Genomic DNA, 19,301 nt, shown 5'->3' on the forward strand with positions numbered 1-19,301 from the left:
GCACGCCTGAAATGATGCGCGCAATCCGGCTCACGGGCCCCGTTGACATCGACAATCTCATCGTCAGAGACGTACCGATCCCCGAAGTGCGCCCGGGATGGGTGCGCATTCACGTGATGGCGTTCGGGGTCAACGAGTCCGAGGCGACGAGCCTCGTCATCGAGAGGGCGCTGGCTCCGGTTGGCCTTGAGGGTGATGGCACGTCGGCGTGGGCGAGATAACACCGCCTGGATGGACAGCGTAGGGCCAATTCCTAGTTGTGCAACAAGTAATTTCTTGCGGCTTCGGAAGCCATGTTGATAGCTTTCGCGACGCTCCGAATCGAGAATCTAGCCCAGCTCGGCCTGGCCCTTCCGTGATGTGGCACGGAGTGCCAGACTTTAGGGCCTTGGTTACAGTCCGCAATGGAGCGGAAGATTAGGAGACAGCGATGCCACTCACACTCGATGCAGAGATCGCGGCAGTTCTGGCGGCGACTGCCGCAGCAGCAGGCGAGATCCCCGCCGCCGCGCACGGAAGCGCGCTGGAGTTACGCGCGCAGATCGACGTCATGCTCGCAGGACTCAACTCGATGGATCCAGAATCGCCGGACGTGGCAACGAAGGACTACGAAATCCCGGTGGCCAGCGACTCGTCGATCCTTGCCCGCTGGTACACGAAGTCCGGTTCGAACCCGGCTCAGCAGTAGTCAACCTCCATGGCGGCGGTATGGTCTGCGGCTCACTCGAAGCCTACGACCGGTTCGTGGCGAGGTACGTCGACGTGACGGGAGTACCGTTCCTGTCGGTGGACTATCGACTTGCACCGGAATTCCCGGGAACCACCCTCGTCGACGACAGCCACATTGCTCTCGTGTGGCTCGTTGATCACGCCGAGCAACTCGGTATCGACGCGGACCGTATCGCTGTCATGGGCGACAGCGGGGGCGGCGGAGTCGCCGCCGGAGTGGCGATCGCGGCCCGCGATGCTGGCACGCCCCTCGCCAAGCAGATCCTGATGAATCCGATGCTGGATGACCGCAACCTCGAACCCGATGCTGAGCTCGCACCTTTCGCCCTATGGACATACGACAACAACTACACCGGGTGGCACGCACTTCTCGGAGACGACCTGGGCACGGACGGGGTCTCTCCACTCGCAGCACCCTCGCGCCTGAAGGACTTCAGAGGACTCGCCCCGGCATTCATCGACGTCGGCGAAATCGATATCTTCCGTGATGAGAACATTCTCTACGCCCTCGGACTCTTGCGCGCCGGCGTGTCGTGCGAGCTCTACGTCCGCGCCGGAAGCTTGCACGGCTTCGACCGGCTCGCCCCGGAAGCGAGAGTCGCCATGGCGTCGTGGGACGATAGGTGCCGCGCGATCAAGGCGATTTAGAAAGCTGGCGTGCCGCGTCCACGTATCTCGAGCGCTGGGGGCGGCCACGTGTTCCCAACAACCGGAAGGAGACCCGGTGGTTCTGACAATCCGCCCATCGTGGTCCACGCATGGAGACGACCGCCGCGGCGATCGTCTCTCTGAACGCCTCGCGGTTCGCCGTGGAGCACTCCCACTCCTCGCCGAGCGGGGGTATGACAACACGACCGTCGCGGACATCACAACGGCCGCTGGTGTCTCCCGACGCACATTCTTCCGTCTCTTCGGCGGAAAGAGCGAAGTGCTTTCGTGCGACCACGAGGTGTATCACCTAGAGATGCATACACACCTCCTGCAACATCAGAGCGAGCGAACCTTGGGCAGAGCAGCGCGCGGAGCCGCGCTGATCGTCGTTAGCCTCACGGCCGATCCAAACGAGGCGGCCATCCGGACCAAACTCCTTGCAGAAAGCAGCGATCTTCGCACCGAGGAGAACCGATGGTTTAACCGGCACCAAGCCGCGCTCGCGCTGTTCTTGAGCGACCGTCATGACGGAACGACGAGCATCGAGGCTGAGATGACGGCCGCCGCTATCATCGCTGCCGCACAGACATCGATCCGAGACTCTCTTCTCGATCCCGCGCAGACCGCACTACGCCGATTCGATCGTGCCATCGATCACCTCGGCAAGGGGGGTGGCGACGCCGGAAACCTCGTGGCAGTCATACAGTCCACGCTCACCATCGACGAGCTCATCAGGCGGATCGGCGGGGAGTAAGAGCCTGTTGGTGTCACCAAACGTCTACGTAAAACGCTGGAAGCGTTCCAGCACCTGGCGGCGCTGCTTCATGGCACCACTCACTGCGACCCCTAAACCGTGGAACACGCATGAAACGCAGCAACCGTACAGTGGTAAGGGATCCAGCAAAATGCGCTGCGCACTTGCGGGAAACCCTCACCGCAATTTTCGACCCACGCGCCTTCTTGTACGGGTAGTCATTCAGCCGGAGCTCGTCGTGACAACCAGCTCCGATCGATCGACGCCGGAGTCCCCGATACCGATGGTGTACGCCGTCCTCTTCCATCGTTGCCGGAGCGTTCTGAATATACGCAAGCAACTTGATCAAGAGTTTTGTATAGTTGAGGGATGACCCACGGATCAATGACGGACCAGTTAATGACGCGCTCCTTCTTCGACGCACTGCGCCCGCTGCTGCGGCGGCTCAATGCCGAACGGACGCTGTCTCCGGGCAAGTTGGGGGTGCTCAGCCACTTGGCGGAACAGGGGCGGGCGACCTCCTCGGAACTCGCTGCCGTCGTTCAGGTCAGCCCCCAGGCCATTTCGCTGGCCGTCGGCGAGCTGGAACGGTTGGGATTCGTGGCGCGGGTGCCCGACGAGGAGGACCGTCGTCGGACCTGGATCACGCTCACCGACGCGGGACAGCAGAAGCTGGCCCAGGAGTTGGCGTCCGGTTATGCCTGGCTTGACCGGGCTATTGCGGAGCGGCTGACGCCGGAAGGCCGGAAGGCACTTGAGGCGGCCATCCCCGTCCTCCGCAAGCTTGGGTCTGAGGCGTCCGTTGACTGAACCGGCGGCACGTTCAAGCCTCGTTCCGGCGCTGGTCTATGCGGCGCTCTCCACGGCCATCGTGAGCTCGCTCGGCATGTTGCTGGTGCCGTCCATTTCCCGCGAGATGGACGTGTCGGTCAGTACGGCGCAGTGGATGCTCACCATCAACCTCTTGGTCGGTGTGGTGGCGACCCCGGTGATGGGACGGATCAGCGACGGACCACACAAGAAGCGGCTCCTGCTGTTGGCACTGTGGATCATCCTCGCCGGGTCCGTCATCGCCGCGGCGGCGCCCAACTTCACGGTGTTCCTGGTCGGACGGGCGCTTCAGGGCCTGACTTACGGGATTGTTCCGGTGACGATCGCCCTCGCCCGCCGCTACATCGCTGCTGATAAGGTGCGGTTCTCCATTTCGAGCCTGTCGGTGACGGTGGCGACTGGCCTTGGCGTCGGCTACCCACTGACTGGAATCATTGCGGGGCTCTTCGACTTCCGGTTCGCTTTCTGGTTCGCGGCGTTGTTCGTGGTGACGGCGATCTTTGTGGTCTTCCGCGCCGTGCCGGCAGGACCCGACGAACGAGCCCCACGGCTTCCCTTTGATTTCGCCGGCGCGGGTCAGCTCGGCCTTGGCTTGGGCGCTCTGCTCCTGGGCGTCAGTGAAGGGCCCTCCTGGGGGTGGAGCTCTCCCGGGGTTGTCGGCGCGTTCATTGTCGCGGCAGCAGTCCTGACGGCCTGGGTCCGGGCTGAGCTTCGGACGCGGCATCCCCTGGTCAACCTTCGGGTCCTGCGGAACGGTGAGGTGCTGCTGGCTAACGGTACGGCAGTGGGGCTGGGCGCCGCACTGTACATTGGCCTGTCAATTTCCAGCCTCGTGGCCCAAGCCCCGGCCTCCACCGGCTACGGCATCGCCTTGCCAGTGTTCTGGGCCGGTTTCGTGATGTTCCCGCTGTCGGTTGGTAGCTTCCTCGCGAATCGTCTGGTGCGCCGATTAGCGCGCCGGATCCCTCTGGCGACCGTGCTGCCGATCGGTGCCGGCCTGGTGACGGCAGCCGGAATGCTGCTCTGGTTTGCCCATACCGAGCTCTGGGAGATCCTGATCGGGATGCTGGTGTTCGGTCTGGGCATGGGTGCCAGCTATGCCGCCATGCCAGCACTGATTGCCCGCAGCGTGGCCACTGAAGAGCTGGGCAGTTCCGTGAGTTTCAATCAGGTCCTCCGCAACGTGGGAGCCTCCTTCGGCACCGCGGTCTCGGGTGCGGTACTCGCGGCGAACATGGCACCGGACCTTCACCCGACCGATGCCGGAATCAGCACCACGTTCGCGATCGGCGCAGTCCTCTGCGCGGCGGTGTTCATCGCCCTGCTCATCCACACCCTGATAACGCGTTCCCGCCGGGCGACCTGACGCTTTGGTGGGGTAAACGCGGCAGCTTGCCGCAAACGAGGGATGCTCCGGCCCACCGGAGGCTAGCCTGGCAGACTCCCACCTCGGGGCAGATATGGATCTCGCTTCGCTCGGACTGTAGAAGCATTTTTTCTTTGCTTTTTTGCCGCTGTCCTGCGGATCGTACGCGCCCGCTCCACCGGCGCAACCGTCCTGCGGACGGCCGCGAACTCCTTCACGGCACCTGCGACCTCCTCGATGGGGACGTTGGGGTCGGGGCGGTGCTGGTAGAGGACGTCGATGTGATCCATGCCGAGGTAGCGGAGGCTGTTCTCGACGACTTCGCGGAGATGCTCGGGGCGGCTGTCGAGACCAAATTCGGGTGTGAAGCCGAACTTGGTCGCGATGACCACGTCGTCGCGGAAGCTCTTGACGGCACGGCCGACGGTGCCGTGAAAACTGGGGTGCTACTCGACGAGGCCTTCCAGATGCTCAGACCGGCCGCACTGGTCGATTAGAGCCACCATCGAGACGGCACCGTTGGATAGAGTGCCCACCGTGGGTGCGTTCCTTTCGGCATCGATCACGACTTACTGAGACACCACCGCTGAGAGGTAGTACTTCAACTGCGCTCTCGGGCGAGGGCATCATCCATGAAGGATGGTGCCCTCGCCCTTTGGCGGCGCTCGGTTCCCCGGAGCCGTTCCCATCGCTAGGCGCGCGCCTATCAGCCCGGCCGCTGAACGAGGCGGGAGTGGCCGCACATTGGTGAGTTCAGGTTCAGCGTGGATGCGTTCTACCGCCTCGGTTCCGAATTTAGTAGTGCTGCTGCCGGATGAGCCCGAAGGGCACTGCCGGGTGTGCGCGGACGATGTAGCGGTCGGGGCCAGTTCCGGTGATTATGATCCCGGTCTCGTGGCGGGTGGCCGCGGCTTTTACGGTCTCAACTGCGTCGTTGAGGGCCCGGGACTACCTGCGCGGCGTCGTCAACGCTCACATCGACCATTCCAGGTGAGGGGTAACTTTGTGTTGTTGTTGTCACTGGGATCTCACATCTGCAGAAAGTAGTTATCAAAGCTGTTGAATTAAGGGTGGTGCGGGAAAGGTAGAGCCACACCGACGTTGTCAGGTGCATCTACATCCCCTCCCCTCCCGCCCGCTTTTGCAGGGCCAACCGCATGATGACTAGAGCAAAGGCGGGCGCTATTTGTGGCAGCGTCCCATACGGGAGGGCATGGGGCGCTGATCTGTGCTTAGCGCCAACCGCTGCACGGATACTACTCAACCCCCGGATCAACCAGTCGACCAAGGGGACTGCCCCCGGTTTTGTTGACTCCTTGACCTGATATGTAGAGGGTTCTTGCCACTAGGGCAAGGGAGAGCGGTCCGCGGCTGGTTTCGCGTTGACCGCTCTTTTGTGTTCGTCAAAGGCTTTCACGATGGTTACTCAATGTCGATTCAGGCTTGGTCATGGCGGGTTCCATTGACTTGTTTGAAAGGATCGCTGTTGACTCGCTAAGCCGCGTTGCTGCCGCTCAAGGGCACTGCGTCACCATGACCTAGACCCCTCAACCAACTACGACAATCGCACCTAACAATCGAACCCGCCACTCTCTTCACTCTCTTCACACCTCTGGCATCCAAGGCGGACCGAGTTGTTTTGGTCGCGAAGATCATGCAGAGCGCCTCGCCAATGTGTATGAAACCTTGTGAACAGAAAAACTGCGATACCTTCAGCGCATCCCAACGGCGAACAGTGCCAAAACCGTGTCGACCGCCTCACCACGGAACTGCGGACCCAGTCCTCCGAACTAGAACGCCTCCACGCCATCTACGACGAACTGGAAACGAGGAGCAGCCTCCTCCATAACGAAGTCCTGCGCCTGAAACGAGCCCAGCGCACGAACATCCAGGACCTCGCCCACGTAGCCGCGGTCCTCGTTCACGTCTCCAAACTCAAAGGCGTTGCTCTCGACCCCACAACCGTGAGCCTCCTCCGTCGCCGCGGCTGGCTCCCAAAATCGAGAACCGGCACGTCACGGCCATGACTATGTCCATCGCCCGGTTGTCCGTGAAGTCCGGGCTGAAGTACCTCTTCAAGTCCACGATGCTGGACGACGCCAGGCCCACTCCCCCAGACACCATCAGCTACTACCTAGCCACGGGAACACCCCAAGGTCAGTGGATCGGCCGCGGACTCGACGGCATCAACCGCACATCGGGAAGCCACGTAACGGAATCGGACGCAAGGTCTATCTTCCAAGACGCCCAAAACCCAGACACAGCGGCGCCCCTCGGCCGCGTTTACGGCGAAGTCACCATCACCGAAGGAAACCACGGCCAAACCAGCACCAAGCACGCCGTCGCTGGCTTCGACCTCACCTTCAGCGTCCCGAAATCCGTCTCAGCACTCTGGGCACTTAGCCCCCGGCATCTGCAAGAACAAATCCTCCAAACCCACCACTCGGCAGTCGAAGCAAGTATCCGTTGGCTGGAGGACTTCGTCATCAACACCCGCGCCGGACGCAACGGCATCGCGCACCTCGGAACACGAGGAGTCATCGCCGCGGCCTTCGACCATTGGGAATCAAGAGCCGGCGACCCGCAAATCCACACCCACGTCATAATCGCCAACCGCGTCCAGCGAATCACCGACAACGCTTGGACGACACTGGACTCGCGAAGCCTCTACAAGGCCGTAGTATCGGCCAGCGAACACTACAACGGCCTCCTCTTCGACGCCCTCAAAAGGAACCTCGGCACCGACACGGACATCCGGGCTCCGGCACAGAACACGCACAATCCGAGCCAACAACTGACCGGCATCGATGACGCCCTTATCCGCGAATTCTCCAATCGGTCAAGGCTCATTGATGTCGAAACCGACCGGCTCGTCGACGAATGGATCGTCGAGCATGGCAAACCACCATCAGCCACCACCGTCGTCAAACTCCGGCAACAGGCAACGCTCTTAACCCGATCCCCCAAGGATTCAACTCTGACTCCCCTGCGCTTGCTCTCCGCTCATTGGAGAGAGCGGGCAAAGGCCAGAGGCTTTGACCCTGAAAGGGTCCTGGCGTCCACCATCCGACGCTCGCAGTCTCGATCGTTTCGTGTCGGCGACATGGCCCCAGACTGGATTGCCGCCGTCGGACATGTCACCCGGCAGCGTGTGGCCGAAAAGCGGTCCACGTGGAATCGCTGGAACCTGATTGCGGAAGCCGAGCGCGTGTGCGCTGAGATCCGTTGCGCCGCTCCGGAGGACCGTAACGCGATGATCGACGCCGTCGCCACAGCTGCGGAGCTCCAGTCGGTACCGCTCAACGAATACCGCTACAGCCTCCCTGTCGAGGCTGCCGACGATCTCCATTTTGCGAACAGGAGCGTCTTCGACTTTCACGGATCGCGCCTCTATACGGACGAGGCGACGCTCACCTTCGAAGATCAGATCCTTGCGGCCAGGAACGACGACGTCGGCCCGACTGTCAGCGCGGACGTTGCCATGGCGTCACTCGCCTCGTACAGAAAGAATGGCACGTCGGAGTTGCACCACGACCAGAGGGCTGCAGCTGCCGAGGTCCTGCTGAGCTCCCATCGACTGGATGCCATCGTTGGCCCGGCCGGCACGGGCAAAACCACAACCCTGGGCGCGATCAAGGCCGCTTGGGAGGCGCAGTTCGGTGCGGGCAGCGTTGTCGGATTGGCTCCGGCGGCTGCGAGCGCGGAAGTTTTGGGCTCGGAGTTGGCCATGGTTGCTGAGAATGTTTCCAAATGGCTTTATGAGTCCGTGGGTAGCGGAGCGGCGCAAAGGAGTTCGGCTTTCTTCGATGCGGAGTCACGGCTCACGCCAGGTCGGGCCAGGGATGTGGCAAGGACTCTGCTTGAGCAACGGATCACGCGGTTGGTGGCTGAGCAGGCCCTGTGGACCTTTAGGGCGAATCAGCTTGTGGTGGTCGATGAGGCGTCGATGGTTTCCAGCCAGCAGCTCGCGGCCATTGTGGCGCAGGCCCGACAGGCTCAGGCGAAGGTGTTGTTGGTTGGTGATCCGGGCCAGCTAGATTCCATTGATGCCGGTGGGGTTCTAGGTTGGCTCGACCGGCAGGCTAAGGCGGAAAGGTTGAGTTCGATTTGGCGGTTCCAGCACGCGTGGGAGGCTTCGGCTTCCGTGGGACTACGTGCAGGCGAGATTTCCGTTCTGGCGGAGTACGAACATCATGAGCGGATCAGTCACGGCACGTATCTCCACATGATGGACCGCGCTTATGCCGCTTGGCACGCCGACGTTCTTTCGGGGCAGGCTTCGGTCCTTATTGCTCCCGATAACGAGACGGTTAGCATGCTGAACGAACGAGCTCAGGCTGACAGGGTGATCTTGGGTGTCGCTGATGCGGAACAAACGCTCGTGCTCAGGGATGGGCTGCAGGCGGGTCGGGGCGACATCGTCATTGCCCGTCGAAATGATCGATCTCTTGTGGACGACCAAGGCGCATTCATCCGGAACGGGACACTACTTGAAGTACTCGGTGTCAACGTACGACAACGATCACTGCATGCTCGCCGTACGGATACCGGCGCGACGGTCGAGCTAGGCGCTTCGTATTTGGAGTCTTCGGTTGAGCTTGGATATGCCACTACCGCCCACAGGTCTCAGGGCATCACGGTGGACTCAGCCCACGTCGTCGTCACACCGGGTCGGCTGACCCGTGAACTCCTTTACGTCAGCATGACCCGGGGACGACTCTCCAACATGGCATACATCAGTGAGAACGACCCCGACGAAGACGAAATCCTTGACCCGACTGCTCGATCGGGGTGGCGGGCGATACTGGGTGAAGTCCTGGCTGCAGAAGGTGCAGAAAGGACGGCCCACGAGGTTCGCGACCGGGAACGCTCCCACGCGGACAGCCTTGAGCGGCTGAACTGCGAGTACGATTACTTGGCTCAGATAGCGGCGAGCACCGATTTGGCACGAGTGATGGAGACCCTTTCACCCGGTCTGGCAGACACACTTCGGGTCTCCCCCGCATGGGGAGCAGCGGTAGCTTCATGGCGGCAGGCGACAAACGCCAATCGCCCAGGGGCGCATCGCGCACTCTCCGAATCCCTTGAGTCAGGCGCCACGGCCAATGACCTCACCGCAGTAATGCACTCACGCCTTCGCCGCTTCTACTCCGCGATGCCCCACGCACCCATCGATCCCTTGTCAGAACAGCTCCTTAGCGAGCGTGACGATTTGCAAGAGATTCTGAATGGTGTACGACGTCGGATTGGGAACCGCACGAATCTCGTCACCAGAGCTGCACTACTTGAGGAACCTGAATGGATGGCAGCCCTTATCAAAGACCTCGGGGCTCAACGAGATGCGTTTGAGCTCGCAGCCCTGGTTCGCGAAGTTGCCATCTACAGAGACCGTTGGGGTATTTTCGACTCCCCACTCCCTCTAGGTACTGCACCTGCCGACTGGGAGTGGGAACAGCGCTCGCAATGGGAACACCTCCAAGGGACAGTCCAACAAGCATCCCACCCAGTTCTCGAGTCGCCAGCCATCGTGGATTTCAACGGAATGCAACCCCAGCAAAGCCTTACAAGCGCGGGTTGGCAGCTTTAAACTGGGAAGTGGAGCAAGCCATGCAAGCAAATCCAGTACTCAGACCGAAAGTCGCGACACCCGCCCTGATCGTTACTAGCGCGGTGATAGTCGTCGTTGCCCCGATGCTCTTTGCGCTTGCGTCCACGCTGACCGGCCCCAACCTCTGGGTTTGGCTCGTCGGCTTAGCGGCTCTCATTCTTCTGGCGGCGTGGGGTCAGCGCATTCGCAGGCTGCGGCACTGGCAGACCGCAACTAGCGAAAAATGGAAAGTACTCGAAAGCTTCAGGCATTCGGGCATTACAACCACTGAAGTTACGCTGCTCTCCATGGACACGGTCCAGCCCACTGGAGCCTGGATAACGATCCGCTGGAACCGCTTTGGCTACGTTCAATCCGCCTGGATCGAAGCACTAGATGAACCATTGTGGCCTGGATCCGTTCTGCTCATCAAACCCGACCCACGGCAGATTCACCCCGGAGCTCCGTGGCCATCAACCTACCGAATCAGCAGTGACCAAGTCTTGGCGTGGGCTCCACTCATGCGAACCAAGTCGTTAGGGCATACAACTTGATGTCAATCCAATTGGCAGGACCTACAGCGGTCGCCCCCTCCACGCTTCCTGGTCCACCCGCTTGATCTGCCCGGCCGGGAACCACTGAACGTGGTAGGCACGCTTGTCATCTACCCCCTCCACCAACCCATAGGACCGCGTGTATTTGATGGCACGTCCGTAAACTTCACTGACGCGGACAAACGGCTGCTTGCTGACGTCCAGCTCCACAATCTTGCCGTCGTCGGGCTTGGGGTGGTTGGTCTCAGCATTGGTTTGGGCCATCATGCGGGCGAACGCTGTGGAGTCTTGCTTCGGTCTCATAGAATCCAGATTAGAACATATATTCGAATGCGGCGAAGCTCTCCGAGCGGAGTGCAGCCCACGTCGCAAGGCTGAGACGTGGGCTGTGAACCGGGGCAGCGAACAGAATCAGGCAGACATCTCACTCCCCGGCGCCCCGGCTAAAGGGGACGTCACCACCGGACTCTTAGTCGTCACGTTGTAGACCGGCCAGCCTGTCGCGGTCGTGGGCTGCGGCCCCGTGGCCTCAACCTGCGATTCCGGTTCGGCTACCGCACGGGCTGAGCGCTGATACGAGGCAGTTCCAAAGCGAAGATCCGGACCGATCGTGTCGGCGATGATGCGCCTGGCCTCTCGGCGCTCTCCGTCCTTGTCGTAAGACCGAAACTCCAGTTCGCCCGAGACCGTCACAGGATCCCCCTTCTTGAGTGAGATGGCTGCGTTCTCCGCCAGCATCCGAAAGGCCGAGACGTTGTGGAAGACCGGCTCGCCGTCCCGCCAGGTACCGTCCGGGTTCTGAATTCGTTGGTTCACAGCGACCCGGAGTTTGGCGTGCGGGGTCCCGGACTCTCCGATGGTGAGCTCAGGATCCGCAACAAGGTTCCCGGCGATGGTGATAGGGATCTTGGTATTCATTGTGGTTTACCTTCCTTAGCCGACAGGTCTCTCCCGTCGGACAACTGCGTTGCCTAGGGCCCCTTCAACTCCGGGCCGTTCAAAGAGCTGCTCGGCCCAGGCACGCCGGCGTATGTTGATGAGGCCTTTAAGTCCCTCGATGCATCGACTGCGGCAAACTTCCCTCCATACCCAGGTGGATCCGAGACAGCGAGAATGCCTTTGGTCGCCGCCGTCACCCGCCCCAGCACAGACTTAGCGATATCCACGCGCGACGTCGGAGCACGCCCCTCCTGCATTTCCTTCTCTGTTCTAATCACCGCGTCAGCCCAACCAGCCAAGTACGTCGCCGATTGTGGTCCACGATCGATGCCGTGAGCCCTGAGGACCGTGTAAGCGACCGACTCGGCCTCCACTTCGGCTAAGCCACGATGGTTCGCACTGCTGCCGTAGAGCCGGCCAACGCTGTCGTCCGGGCCGTGCAAGAGGACGTGACCAAGTTCGTGGGCCAGAACGGCCACCTGCTCTTCGGTGCTCATCCAAAGGCCAACTTGGATTCGACGAGCATCAAAGTCCGTGTAGCCACTCGTATAGCCGTACTGGTAACCCGTAACCTCGACACGGAAGCTGTGTTCCTTAGCGACCTCACACAGGGAGCTCCACAGATCGTCCAAGTTTTCCCCGGATTCAGCGCCCCCGCGCGGGACCAGGATCGGCGTCCCCTCTGTTTGGGTAACGTCAAAGACGGCTTGTCCCCGCCACCCCGTGACGACGTTCTTCTTACCAAGGCTGACGGCATCGATCGGAGCTGTCTGGGCTGCTGGCAGCAGCTTCCGCTGGCCATCCGCCATTTTCAACTCCTGCATGGAAGCAGTCCGCGGCGCGATCACCCACAGCGCGTGTTCGCCCCGCAGCACCGTCCGCCCATGGCGCGCCCATTCCTTGTAGCCGGCCACCAGTGTGGGCTCCTCGGCACCACGCTGCGCCATCTGCATCATCAGCAGGGCGACGTTGCCCCCTGAGTAGCGCCAGAGAGTTGCGGAGGCATCAAGCAGAACCTGCCAACGCGCCGGTGACTCTATCGCTTGCTCAAGTGCGGTATGGAGCCCTTCGGTGAGGCTCGCGATGCGCTCTTCCGGTGACATTCGAACTCCAGCCGCGCGGCCGCCGTCGTCCGTCCCGCCAGGCAGGTGAGTGTTCGATTCAAATTCAGCGGCCACGACAGCCATCCTTCATACTTCCGAGTCAGCCCTGAGAAGGGATCACCTATTCATGTCCCGCCGGAGCCGGGACGCCATGACGTAATCAGCTCCCAAACTGGTGAGCGCCCAATTTCCAGTCGTCGAAGGCCGGTTCCGCCGGCACAATCCTTGAGACCGGTTCCTTGTGGCTCTGCAGACCGACACACCCTGCGGTTCTCGTGTGGGTTCGGAGGCGCTCGACGCCGTGAGGCAGCCTCTCGTGGAAGGCCAACGGTCCGAAACCAGAGTCGTCCGCCGTGTACGAGGCCCTCTCGGCTCGCTGCAGAGCGTAGAGCTCGGCCACCACTTCCGAATGCCGCCACCAGCAATCCGGCACAACAGAGGTGGTCAGCTGGTAGGTTGCGACGAACCATCGAACCCACTCGAAGAGGCTCTGCCACACAACTTCAGCTTGTTCCGATGACATCTCCCGCCAGCGGCGAGTAACTCCCCCCGCGCGAATCGAGGGCTGAAACGACGAGCGGAACAACTCAGCCGTCAGTTCGTCGTCAAGGTCCGGGACGCGGCCAACTTCAAACTCGGAATCGTCGGCCTGTGTGCTCATGACTCTGCCTCACTGTTCAGTTCCTGCCGGGTCAGGTGACCGGCAGCCAACTCCCGCTCCGTCTCCACCTTCGAACGGCCCAGTTCCGCCGCGTCTTTGCGTTTGTGCCAGTCGCGGAGGTCCAGAAGGATGGGACGGGTTCTCCTGCCGAGCATGAGGGCCGCGCCGACCGGGAGACGCCGGATTTCGTCCAGGCGAATCACTGGAGTGTCCCGGATCTGTTCGCCGTCCTGGCGGCCTTGAGCGGACCAGGACCGGGTGTTCATGATGAGGCTGCGTTCCCCCAGCAGGCCTGCCAGCGAACGCAGGTCACGTTCGTCAGATCCGCCGCCGAATATCACCTTGATGATCGCGGAGTCCCAAATAGTGGCTGCCTCCTCAATCGACCATCCACTGCGGGCTTGGGACAGTGACTGGAGGACCACCAGGGTCGAGATCCCAATACCTCCGCCGTCGGAGAGGACCACTGGGAGCCCGGGCCATGGAGACAGGTTGGCGATCTCATCAAGGATCAACGACAATGGTGGGTCCAGTCGCCCGCCCGCCGAGACGAAAGCCATCTCGCGGGCCGCGTTGTCTATGTCGTCAATGAGCGCTGAGAGGTAGGGCCCTGCGGCCGCGGCTCCAGACCGAGTGCCAATCAGATACAAAGTTCCCCGCTGTCTGATGAACGCCTTAGGGTCGAACTCCTGGGCTTCATCCTGCGGATTCAGCGCCGCCATCACTCGCGGCGAGGACAGGGGTGCGACGGCCGCGGAGACTCCAATCCAAGAGTTCGAAGTGTTGCGAGGATCGTCCTCCAGTATCCCCATCAAGTCTGCCTGCCAACCGAGGGCCGCACCCGTGCGGCCGAGGATATCCAGTGCCTCACGTGCAAGGACCGGGCTGGATGACCAACGGCGGAAAGCAACAATTCCCTCTCCCGAGAGGGCCGAAGCATGGAGGAGGCACTGCAGAATGATGAGTGAGCGCTTCTGCCAAGCCGCGTTCTCCCCCTTCATCTCTGTATCTGCCGTAATCACCAAGGCTCGTCTTGTTGCGATATCAGGATCGCCACAACCGCGGACAGGTGACCATCGAAGCGTCGACGGCAGCCCTGACATACCTTGCGGATCAAAGACAGTCACAGGTCGTCCATCACTCATCCGGGCCCGCATCGTGACCACTAAGTTGTCGGCGCGTGTGGACGTGGTCACCACAGCCCCGGGGGCATCAAGGATCGCATTGATGACGACGTACAGGCCCTTACCTGACCGAGGCGCCCCTTGGATCACCATCGATTCCTCCGTCGAGACGTGGATGGTCACTCCCCGCGAGCGCCCCAGCGTCCATGAGACATCTTGGATGCTGGGTTTGCTGAGCCCTGGGCGCGTGTACAGACCGCGACGTCGGACGGCCCTGGAACCGAAGTCGCGGACTATTTCCGCTCTGCCAGCCACGCCGTCCCTGCTCAGGATGTCTTGTCTCAGCCAGGCGCCGGATTGCTTCCACATCCTCCAGCCGAGTGCTCCCCCGACGGTGAGCGCCGCGACCACGGCAAGCACTCCGCCGACGATCCACCAGAGTGCAGCCATATCGAACGTGCAGTCGCCGGTACCTCGTGAGATCCAGTCAGAGCGTCCAACGAAAAGCCCGACGCCGGCTACAGGATTGAAGAACGACGGCGACCTGCCGCCACACTGCCGAGGCGTCACCACAGAGGCCGCGGCCTGGACGAGAAAGCAAAAGACCACATAGCCAGCAATCGCCCACAGACCCACCGACACCATCGGATTGTTGCTTGCAGACCGAGTTCTCACAGGTGCATCCGATCATCTGTGCCGAAGACCTCTAGCTCATCGGTGGTCACCCGGTTGGCGACGATGAACGAGCGGTTTCCCACCTTCCACAGACCGACACCCTTGGGCAAGTTCTCCACGTGATCACACTCAGCTTCGGTGAGACCCAGAGCCTCCTTGGTCAGCCGCATGGCGTCGTGCTTTTGCCGGTAGATGATGCGCGTGTCTGCCTCAGTCAGCAGGCCCAGGGCCTTCTGCCGGTGGCCGCTGGTACTGTCGCCGATCTCGTTGAGGTCCGCCACCTTGTGCATGATCAGCAGGTTGGCGATCCCGTAGGTTCGCGCGAGTCTCCACTGCTCACTCATCTTGGCCAACATGTAGGGATCGGCGAGCATCCGCCAACCTTCGTCGTACACCACAAGCCGCTTGCCGCCGTCGGGGTTCGTCACCGCAGCCTCAAGCCACGTGGCGCTGCAAGCGGCAGCCAAAGACAGTGCCTGCTCGGACGCCCCGATCAGCGCGGACGTGTCCATGACCATCATTGGCGCGTCGGCGTCGAACGCCACAGTTGAGGGAGCGTCGAACATACCTTCCAAGTCACCGGAAACAGTCCTGCGCAACGAATGACTAACCGCTACGCCGCCGTCCTTGCCGACCAGAGCCAGAGTCTCTGGGGATGGCCGCAACAGATGGTCCAGCACCATGGGGAGCGTCGGCGTCGAGTTCTCGGCGGTCGTCTCCATCAGCGCCATGTCCAAAGCCGTATGCTCAACCGGATGCAGTGGAGTCCCCTGCCGCATAAGCGACACGAGAGCAACAATCAGCTGCCGCCGTCGTTGACGTACGACGGCCTTCCACTGCGTGTCCGTCAGCAGGCTCGGCCTCGATCCAGCATCGAGTGGGTTCACACGCGCCGATCGACCCGGGCCAACAGAAATGACCTTGCCGCCCACAGCATTGGCTACGGAAACCCACTCACCTTTGGGGTCCGACGCAACCGCGGCTTTCCGGCCAAGGGTTATGGAGCGCGCGACCAGGGACTTACCGCACATCGATTTACCAGTTCCCACCGTGCCGATGACAACAATCGATGGGCCGCTGATGATCCCTTTGTCGTAAAGGATCCACGGATCATACGAGAACGCGCCGGAGCCAAAGACATCCGTACCAATGTAGGTTCCTTCGTGACCCAGACCGGACTCCGTGATGAACGGGTAGGCAGCCGCGAACGTCATGGTCGATGCGCGGTGCGGAGCCGGGCGCAGCCGATGGGGACCCCATAACGAGTTGGCTTCCCGACTCCCCCAGTCACCGCGAAGCCGCCCACCGTCCTGGGGCTCCGATGCCTTGTCCTCATCGCTGTGGAACTGCCGCCTTTTGGCTGGAGTCGCCGCTGCGACCGCTGCCCGTCTGGCGTCCTTTCGCTCGGAGCGAGTGCCCGACGGCGTATAGGTCACGTCATGGTTCTTGAGGCTCATCGCAATCCCCGCCCCAAGGGAAGTCCTCCAGCAATGAAAGCAGCCCACTGCTGGCCCGCAAGCAATCGCAGTTCAACGAACGCACCAGCGGCTGCTGATTCGAGTTCATGCCTATGACGGGCAAGGTCTTCCAACGACCCACCGGTGATGGTGACGAAGGCCGTAGGCCGAACGTCACCATGCCCTGCGACGATTTCCTCTTCCCGCTGTGAAACCTCTTCTTCCTCCGCACGCTGCTCGCGCGTCGTCGGTCGATCGAAACGAGAGTTGATCCGCCGTCTTGTTTCGTGAGCCTCCTGGGCGGAGCGAATGTCGCGCAGAGCTTCGATGGTCGGCACGGTCCTGATCACCTGGGTAACCGTGTGCCTAAAGTCGCCGACGTAGACGAGCGGATGCAGGAAACCCGGGTACACCTTCTGTCGCGGCCATTCAGCCACCCAGAAGGTTTGGTGGAACCCAGAGTCGCTTCGAAGATAAGTCCAGTGCTCTTCGACGGCCATAGGGCCGGAACTTTGACGGAGTGGCTGCATCCCTTCCCTCGGTTGCTCCGACTTGGAGGATCCACGCGCAAGGGTCTCAGGATCGAAGGCTCCGCGGAAAACGTCGAGGAGATTCGACTCGGACAACCATCCATCAACCATGACACCGTGGGTTGCCAACGACGTCGTGATCGCACCAACCTCAAGCCGCAGCAACCGTTCGAGCCCGTTCTTCCCGCCGCCCGATTCTTTGATCCGTCGTCGCGACTTGGACGTGTCCACCACCAGCGACAGCAGCACATCGTGGCTCATCGCCGAGCCGGCCGCAGAGATCAGATCCTGGTAGGCAACCTGCCCCCACGAGCTGCGCTCGCCGTCTGCAGCGGTAACAGTCCGATCGTAGAAATCCTGAAGCGCTGACGACGGGTACGGCACGGTGTAGTCCTGGACCGCAATGCGGGCGATGTCAGATCGTTGGGCCAACCCTGCTTGCACCCTGGACCATGCCTGCGCGGCCCAGGCTTTGTCATCGTCGTCGAGCAGAGCAAAGGACCGGGTGCTGCAACGGAGCACAACGATGGCCTCTTTGCCCTGGACGTCGAGGATGACGCACTCGCCGCGGGTAAGCGGTTGGACCTCGAGGTTACCCAGTCCGCCAGGCAGTGCAAGTTTTCCTGCTTTGACCGGGCGCTCCGGCCGAGCCAGGTAGCGAGTCTGCCCTAGAACACTCCGCACAAAGAACAAGACGATGAGACTGCCCCAAATCGGATACGGGATCCGTGAGTACTGCAGCACTCCAAGCAGCACGAGTGACATCCACATTGGGGCTGTCAGCACCAGGGCGCCAGGACCGCCCGCCGCTGAGGCAATAATTGCTACGAGGACGCCGGCGCCTACCAGCCCCAGCTGATACCACTTGAGCCCCATGAAGATTCCACGGCGTTCGTACCTGGGAAATTTGACGGGTTCAAGTGCCCGCGATTCATCACTCATTGGACTTGTCCAGAGGTAGTGGCCTATAGGTGTCTTTGTGCTTGACCGGCGGCAGCTCTGTCGTGGGCAAGGCGCTATTCGGTGCGCTCACCTCGGGAGGCCGCGAAGTGGAGAATCTGGCCGCCGTCGAAGTGCTCTGTTGGCCGCTGGCCACACGGTTCGTTGAGGACGGACGAGTGGCGCCGTCGACGTCCATGACCACCTGCCGACTCACCACGGAGTTACTCGAATCAGAAGAGTTCGACGGCGGCGGCGCCTCCAGACGGGCGACTTCGCCGCCCGAGCGGTGTACCGGCGTCGTTGTTGTCAGGCTTCGCGGCACTGGAACCGACGCTGCCAGCACTCTGTCTCTGCGGCTGAATGGAACCGGCCGCGTGATTGAGGACCGGGCCATCATGGACGCCATGGTGAGGCGGCCACCAAGTTGTCGGCTCACTTGGCGCGACGCGATGCTGGTGGTCCGGGTGAGAATATGTCCACCGCCTGCCATTTGGGCTGTGGCAGCGAGTTCCCCACCAGCGAAGCTGACAAGTCGAAGCGCCATCAATGGTGCTCCGCAGGCTAGCACCATGCCAACCGTGCCCGCGGCGAGGCCCGCAAATGATTTGGAATCGGCAAACAGCTTGATAGCAGTTGCCAGGACGGTCGCGGCCAGCGGTTTCGCTAGGAATAGTGCGACGACGATCTCGCACCAACGTCCAGCCCACGACTTTGATTTCTCCCAAGGAAGCAACATGAGTGCGACCGGCGCCACTGCGGCCAAAACCGCAAGCGCGAAGGTTCGGAAAATCATCGAGCACATAAGGATGAACGCCAAGACCCACACCACAATGACAGCCATGACCGTCACGATCGCACCGCCAACCGCGCCTCCCTGATTACCGGGGGCGAGGGAGACGACGTTCCATTCGCGGTCTGAGCCCTGAGGAGCTCGTTCGAAGCCGAACAGGCGCATGAACACGACGTAGGGATCCGTCCCGATTGATTCAAGGAGTGCCGCTGAGGCTTGGTCGCTGGCCCTCGTCAGTTGACGAATGACGTATACGGCAGCCGCAACGAGAGGCACCGCTGCCGCTCCCCCGATCAGGGCACGTAAGAGCCGTCGGGGTTGTTGGCTGAGCAGCCCCGACAGGAGTTGGATGATCATCACAACGACGAGAGGCGTCATCATGACGATGACCCACCAGTTCGTCAGGCCGCCGATTGCCGTCCACTGGGAGTCGTCGACGTCGGAGACGGTGAAGGCACCCGTAATGAAGCCCCACATCCACGAGGCGATGTTCTGCAGGACGTTGGCGAAGATGGATGTGATGGAGCCTTGGATGCCGTCGTTCGCTTGGGAAACGAGTCCGCATCCTGGCGGCCACCATCCGTTGAGGTCGCAGTCGACAGGCATAG

At 61.6% G+C, this 19,301-nt stretch carries 16 protein-coding genes and 1 pseudogene; 7 read left to right on the plus strand and 10 right to left on the minus strand.

Going from position 1 to position 19,301, the window contains the following annotated elements:
* The 6 genes and pseudogenes from J7I86_RS18560 to J7I86_RS18585 all read left to right on the plus strand — a co-directional run.
* Window positions 1-221: pseudogene (locus J7I86_RS18560) on the plus strand (hypothetical protein); the annotation flags it as partial.
* Between the two features lie 209 nt (window positions 222-430).
* Window positions 431-688: a hypothetical protein gene (locus J7I86_RS18565; protein WP_214822239.1), complete on the plus strand. Its 258-nt coding sequence runs from the start codon at window positions 431-433 to the stop codon at window positions 686-688.
* A gap of 20 nt (window positions 689-708) precedes the next feature.
* The gene (locus J7I86_RS18570) at window positions 709-1,377 is read left to right on the plus strand and encodes an alpha/beta hydrolase fold domain-containing protein (protein ID WP_214822241.1); all 669 of its coding nucleotides are present in this window, start codon (window positions 709-711) and stop codon (window positions 1,375-1,377) included.
* A 76-nt stretch (window positions 1,378-1,453) separates the two neighbouring features.
* Window positions 1,454-2,134, plus strand: a complete 681-nt coding sequence (locus tag J7I86_RS18575; protein WP_214822243.1) for a TetR family transcriptional regulator — start codon at window positions 1,454-1,456, stop codon at window positions 2,132-2,134.
* Between the two features lie 369 nt (window positions 2,135-2,503).
* Window positions 2,504-2,944 carry a MarR family winged helix-turn-helix transcriptional regulator gene (locus J7I86_RS18580; RefSeq protein WP_214822245.1) on the plus strand — a complete coding sequence of 147 codons (441 nt, stop codon included), beginning with the start codon at window positions 2,504-2,506 and terminating at the stop codon, window positions 2,942-2,944.
* Window positions 2,937-4,331 carry an MFS transporter gene (locus tag J7I86_RS18585; protein ID WP_286180017.1) on the plus strand — a complete coding sequence of 465 codons (1,395 nt, stop codon included), beginning with the start codon at window positions 2,937-2,939 and terminating at the stop codon, window positions 4,329-4,331. The genes J7I86_RS18580 and J7I86_RS18585 overlap by 8 nt, the downstream gene beginning before the upstream one ends.
* Window positions 4,332-4,393: 62 nt before the next feature.
* On the opposite strand, the gene J7I86_RS23170 is transcribed toward J7I86_RS18585, so the two are convergent.
* Both J7I86_RS23170 and J7I86_RS22950 read right to left on the minus strand, forming a co-directional pair.
* Window positions 4,394-4,723, minus strand: coding sequence for an aldo/keto reductase (locus J7I86_RS23170; RefSeq protein WP_214822247.1), 330 nt, complete (start codon window positions 4,721-4,723; stop codon window positions 4,394-4,396).
* 1,398 nt (window positions 4,724-6,121) lie between these two features.
* A complete protein-coding gene (locus tag J7I86_RS22950) occupies window positions 6,122-6,256 on the minus strand; it encodes a hypothetical protein (RefSeq protein ID WP_286180018.1) in 135 nt (44 codons plus the stop codon).
* A 98-nt stretch (window positions 6,257-6,354) separates the two neighbouring features.
* Here J7I86_RS22950 and mobF point away from each other — a divergent pair, with 98 nt between their 5' ends.
* The gene (gene mobF / locus J7I86_RS18595; RefSeq protein ID WP_214822249.1) at window positions 6,355-9,918 is read left to right on the plus strand and encodes a MobF family relaxase; all 3,564 of its coding nucleotides are present in this window, start codon (window positions 6,355-6,357) and stop codon (window positions 9,916-9,918) included.
* Window positions 9,919-10,493: 575 nt separating this feature from the next.
* Here the strand turns inward: mobF and J7I86_RS18600 are convergent.
* From J7I86_RS18600 to J7I86_RS18635, 8 genes are all read right to left on the minus strand, one after another.
* Entirely contained in the window at window positions 10,494-10,775 is a 282-nt protein-coding gene (locus J7I86_RS18600) for a hypothetical protein (RefSeq protein WP_214822251.1), read from the minus strand.
* Between the two features lie 108 nt (window positions 10,776-10,883).
* On the minus strand, window positions 10,884-11,390 hold the full coding sequence (locus J7I86_RS18605; protein ID WP_214822253.1) for a single-stranded DNA-binding protein: 507 nt from the start codon (window positions 11,388-11,390) through the stop codon (window positions 10,884-10,886).
* Between the two features lie 53 nt (window positions 11,391-11,443).
* A complete protein-coding gene (locus J7I86_RS18610) occupies window positions 11,444-12,589 on the minus strand; it encodes an ArdC-like ssDNA-binding domain-containing protein (protein WP_214822255.1) in 1,146 nt (381 codons plus the stop codon).
* 85 nt (window positions 12,590-12,674) lie between these two features.
* Window positions 12,675-13,175, minus strand: coding sequence for a hypothetical protein (locus tag J7I86_RS18615; RefSeq protein WP_214822257.1), 501 nt, complete (start codon window positions 13,173-13,175; stop codon window positions 12,675-12,677).
* Window positions 13,172-14,974 (minus strand): type IV secretory system conjugative DNA transfer family protein, encoded by a 1,803-nt coding sequence (locus J7I86_RS18620; protein WP_214822259.1) that lies wholly within the window; start codon window positions 14,972-14,974, stop codon window positions 13,172-13,174. Before J7I86_RS18620 ends, J7I86_RS18615 begins: the two co-directional genes overlap by 4 nt.
* Window positions 14,971-16,431, minus strand: coding sequence for an ATP-binding protein (locus J7I86_RS18625; RefSeq protein ID WP_214822261.1), 1,461 nt, complete (start codon window positions 16,429-16,431; stop codon window positions 14,971-14,973). Before J7I86_RS18625 ends, J7I86_RS18620 begins: the two co-directional genes overlap by 4 nt.
* On the minus strand, window positions 16,428-17,903 hold the full coding sequence (locus J7I86_RS18630; protein ID WP_214822263.1) for an SCO6880 family protein: 1,476 nt from the start codon (window positions 17,901-17,903) through the stop codon (window positions 16,428-16,430). Before J7I86_RS18630 ends, J7I86_RS18625 begins: the two co-directional genes overlap by 4 nt.
* Complete coding sequence (locus J7I86_RS18635) at window positions 17,896-19,299, minus strand: type IV secretion system protein (RefSeq protein WP_214822264.1); 1,404 nt, start codon at window positions 19,297-19,299, stop codon at window positions 17,896-17,898. The genes J7I86_RS18630 and J7I86_RS18635 overlap by 8 nt, the downstream gene beginning before the upstream one ends.
* Between the last annotated feature and the right edge of the window lie 2 nt (window positions 19,300-19,301).

Origin of the sequence: Arthrobacter sp. ISL-95 (assembly GCF_018613695.1) — a bacterium.
Lineage (GTDB): Bacteria > Actinomycetota > Actinomycetes > Actinomycetales > Micrococcaceae > Arthrobacter.

What these genes read in the sequence shown, in the direction of transcription:
- J7I86_RS18565 (WP_214822239.1), top strand. Translation starts at nt 431, where the DNA reads ATGCCACTCACACTCGATGCAGAGATCGCGGCAGTTCTGGCGGCGACT.
- J7I86_RS18570 (WP_214822241.1), top strand. Translation starts at nt 709, where the DNA reads ATGGTCTGCGGCTCACTCGAAGCCTACGACCGGTTCGTGGCGAGGTAC.
- J7I86_RS18580 (WP_214822245.1), top strand. Translation starts at nt 2,504, where the DNA reads ATGACCCACGGATCAATGACGGACCAGTTAATGACGCGCTCCTTCTTC.
- mobF (WP_214822249.1), top strand. Translation starts at nt 6,355, where the DNA reads ATGACTATGTCCATCGCCCGGTTGTCCGTGAAGTCCGGGCTGAAGTAC.
- J7I86_RS18600 (WP_214822251.1), bottom strand. Translation starts at nt 10,775, where the DNA reads ATGAGACCGAAGCAAGACTCCACAGCGTTCGCCCGCATGATGGCCCAA.
- J7I86_RS18605 (WP_214822253.1), bottom strand. Translation starts at nt 11,390, where the DNA reads ATGAATACCAAGATCCCTATCACCATCGCCGGGAACCTTGTTGCGGAT.
- J7I86_RS18615 (WP_214822257.1), bottom strand. Translation starts at nt 13,175, where the DNA reads ATGAGCACACAGGCCGACGATTCCGAGTTTGAAGTTGGCCGCGTCCCG.
- J7I86_RS18625 (WP_214822261.1), bottom strand. Translation starts at nt 16,431, where the DNA reads ATGAGCCTCAAGAACCATGACGTGACCTATACGCCGTCGGGCACTCGC.
- J7I86_RS18630 (WP_214822263.1), bottom strand. Translation starts at nt 17,903, where the DNA reads ATGAGTGATGAATCGCGGGCACTTGAACCCGTCAAATTTCCCAGGTAC.
- J7I86_RS18635 (WP_214822264.1), bottom strand. Translation starts at nt 19,299, where the DNA reads ATGCCTGTCGACTGCGACCTCAACGGATGGTGGCCGCCAGGATGCGGA.